Annotated in this window: 3 protein-coding genes; 1 reads left to right on the forward strand and 2 read right to left on the reverse strand. The window is 72.3% G+C overall.

Annotation, left to right across the window (positions count from 1 at the left end; translation table 11 throughout):
* The first annotated feature begins 280 nt into the window (after positions 1-280).
* Positions 281-1,150 (forward strand): nucleotidyltransferase domain-containing protein, encoded by an 870-nt coding sequence (locus ACZ5VD_RS36215; protein ID WP_468684745.1) that lies wholly within the window; start codon positions 281-283, stop codon positions 1,148-1,150.
* Between the two features lie 33 nt (positions 1,151-1,183).
* Here ACZ5VD_RS36215 and ACZ5VD_RS36220 read toward each other — a convergent pair whose 3' ends face one another.
* Both ACZ5VD_RS36220 and ACZ5VD_RS36225 read right to left on the reverse strand, forming a co-directional pair.
* The gene (locus ACZ5VD_RS36220; protein WP_468552979.1) at positions 1,184-2,014 is read right to left on the reverse strand and encodes an MBL fold metallo-hydrolase; all 831 of its coding nucleotides are present in this window, start codon (positions 2,012-2,014) and stop codon (positions 1,184-1,186) included.
* The gene (locus tag ACZ5VD_RS36225) at positions 2,011-2,892 is read right to left on the reverse strand and encodes an NUDIX hydrolase (protein WP_468684742.1); all 882 of its coding nucleotides are present in this window, start codon (positions 2,890-2,892) and stop codon (positions 2,011-2,013) included. Before ACZ5VD_RS36225 ends, ACZ5VD_RS36220 begins: the two co-directional genes overlap by 4 nt.
* Positions 2,893-3,169 lie beyond the last annotated feature (277 nt).

Consider the following 3,169-nt stretch of genomic DNA (forward strand, 5'->3'; position numbering starts at 1 on the left):
TGCGGGGGGGGGAACGACTCGCGAAACTCCCACGCGGACACAGTTTTCAGCCACCCCACCCGCCTGGATGTGGCCCCTCCCCCCGGGAGACGGCCCCACGTCCGTGCGTACGGCTGCCCCGGCGCCGTAGAGCCCTCAATGGTGGAAGCCCTGACCATGGCTCAGGGCCCCTGAGCCATGGTCAGAGGCCCTGAGCCGTGGCCGAGGCCCCTGAGCCGTAAATGAGCGGCCCAGGCCCCACCGTGACGGCACAGTGTCCCTCATGGACCCCATCGACCCCATGGCCGAACCCGTAGTCCCCCTCCCCCTCCCCCTCCCCCTCCCCCTCCCCCTCCCCGCCAAGGGACTCGACGCGCAGGGCTACATGGCACGTGAGGGCTCGCCGGGCAGCGTCACCGCCCCCTTCCGCCCGGTCGTGACCGCCGCCCGCGACAGGTTGCTCGACACCTTCGGGACACAGCTGCACAGCGCATACCTCTACGGGTCGATCCCACGCGGCACCGCGCGCGTGGGGCGCAGCGACCTGGACCTGCTGGTCGTCCTCCGCGAGGAACCGACGCGGAAGGACCGGGACGGCGCCCTCGCCCTCGACGAGGCGCTGGACGAGGAGTTCCCGCAGATCGACGGGTCCGGGACGCAGCTGTACGGCCGGGCACAGGTGCTGAGCGACCTGGAGCGCCACGACCTGGGCTGGTTCGTGGCCTGTCTCTGCACTCCCCTGCTGGGCGAGGACCTCGCCGAGTACCTCCCGCGCTATCGCCTCGACTCCCGGCTAGCCCGCGAGACCAACGGTGACCTGGCCCTGCGCCTGCCCCGCTGGCGGAACCGTATCGCCGCCGCCGCCGACACGGACGAAGCCCGCCGCCCCCTGGTCCGCTTCATGTCCCGCCACCTGGTCCGCACCGGCTTCACCCTCGTCATGCCCCGCTGGAACGGCTGGACGAGCGACCTGCGAGAGATGGCGCAGGCGTTCGGCGCGTACTACCCCGAGCGGGCGGCACACCTGCGCTCGGCGGCGACCCTCGGCTACGAGCCGACCGGCGACCCGGCCGTGCTGCGCTCCTACGTGGACGACCTGGGCCCATGGCTGGCCGAGGAGTACGCGCGCGTGCACGGCGTCAAAACACCACGCCCCGAAGGGGCGGCCTGATCTAGGCGGCGCTACCGGATCCAGGAACACCGCCTAGATCAGACCATGCTCCTGCAGGTACTCCATCTGCGCCCGCACGGACAACTCGGCCGCGGGCCACAGGGAGCGGTCCACATCGGCGTACACGTGCGCGACGACCTCGGACGGGGTGAGGTAGCCGTTCTCCACGGCCGTCTCGACCTGGGCGAGGCGGTGGGCGCGGTGGGCGAGGTAGAACTCGACGACACCCTGGGCGTCGTCCAGGACGGGCCCGTGCCCCGGGAGCACCGTGTGGACGCCGTCGTCGACCGTCAGGGACCTGAGCCGCCGCAGGGAGTCCAGGTAGTCGCCCAGCCGGCCGTCCGGGTGCGCCACCACGGTCGTGCCGCGCCCCAGGACCGTGTCACCGGTCAGGACCGCCCGATCGGCCGGGAGATGGAAGCACAGCGAGTCCCCGGTGTGTCCGGGAGTCGATACGACCCTCAGCTCCAGCCCGCCGACCCGGATCACGTTCCCGGCGCCCAGCCCCTCGTCCCCCAGCCGCAGCGCGGGGTCCAGGGCGCGCACCTTCGTGCCGGTCAGCTCGGCGAAGCGGGCGGCGCCGTCCGCGTGGTCCGGGTGCCCGTGGGTGAGCAGGGTGAGCGCGACGCGCTTGCCCGCCTTCTCGGCCATGCCGACGACATTGCGGAGATGGCCGTCGTCCAGCGGTCCGGGGTCGATCACGACGGCGAGTTCGGAGTCGGGCTCGGCCACGATCCAGGTGTTCGTGCCGTCCAGGGTCATCGCGGAGGGGTTCGGCGCGAGGACGTTGACGGCGCGCTCGGTGGCGGGCCCCGAGAGGACCGCGCCCCGAGGCTGACCGGGAAGGGCTGCTGCGTCCGTCATGCGGGGGCTCCACCGGTCGGGAGGTCGGTCGGGATGTGCTTGGTGAACTCGTCGTGCCCCGGCCAGGACAGCACGATCCGGTCACCCTGAAGGCGTGCCTTCGCCAGGACGGCCGTCAGATCACGGTCCGGCGCGGCGGCAAGGGCGTCCCCGGCACTGCCGTACGGGCTCAGCTGGCGCAGTGTCGCGATCGTGGGCGGCATCATCAGCAGCTCGCCCTTGTCGTACGACTCTGCCCCGTCCTCGGGGCGGATCCACACGGTGCGGTCGGCCTCCGTGGAGGCGTTGCGCGTGCGCTGGCCTGCCGGGAGGGCGGCGACGAAGAACCACGTGTCATAGCGCCGGCTCTCGAACTCGGGGGTGATCCAGCGCGTCCAGGCACCCAGCAGGTCCGACCTCAGAACGAGTCCCCGCCGCTCCAGGAACTCGGCGAAGGACAGCTCACGGTCGACCAGGGCGGCACGGTCGGCCTCCCAGTCCTCGCCGGTCGTGTCGCCGACCACGGAGTCCGGGGCGGGGCCGGCGAGCAGGACGCCCGCCTCCTCGTACGTCTCCCGCACGGCGGCGCAGACGATCGCCTGGGCCTCCGTCTCACCCACACCGAGCCTGCCGGCCCACCACGCGCGCGTAGGGCCCGCCCAGCGGACGTGACGGTCGTCGTCACGGGGATCCACCCCGCCGCCGGGGTAGGCGTACGCGCCACCGGCGAAGGCCATCGAGGCGCGTCTGCGCAACATGTGGACGGCGATGCCCTCGGCGGTGTCCTTCAGGAGCATGACGGTGGCCGCGCGTTTGGGACCGACCGGAGTCAGCGTGCCGTCCGCGAGGGCGCGGATACGGTCAGGCCACTCCGGTGGGTACCACTGCCCGTTTCCCATGGCCGGAGGCTATCCCCTGACGCGCAGATGTTCGAGAGCCCCCAACCCGACGCACCCCCACCCGACTCGGTAGGCCAAGAGGTGACCGCCCCTGGGGGCTCCGCCCCCAGACCCCCGGTCCTATGCCCACCCACCGCCCGACTCGGTCGGCCAAGAGGTGGACGTCGAAAGGCCCCCGCAGTCCCGTCGTACGGCGGCAAGGGGACGTGTCGGGGGGTGTTCGCCCGCAGTGGACTGCGCGGTCAACGCCGGTACCTCTTCGAGAAACAGCCTCCGC

This window comes from Streptomyces sp. NPDC032822 (genome assembly GCF_055578825.1).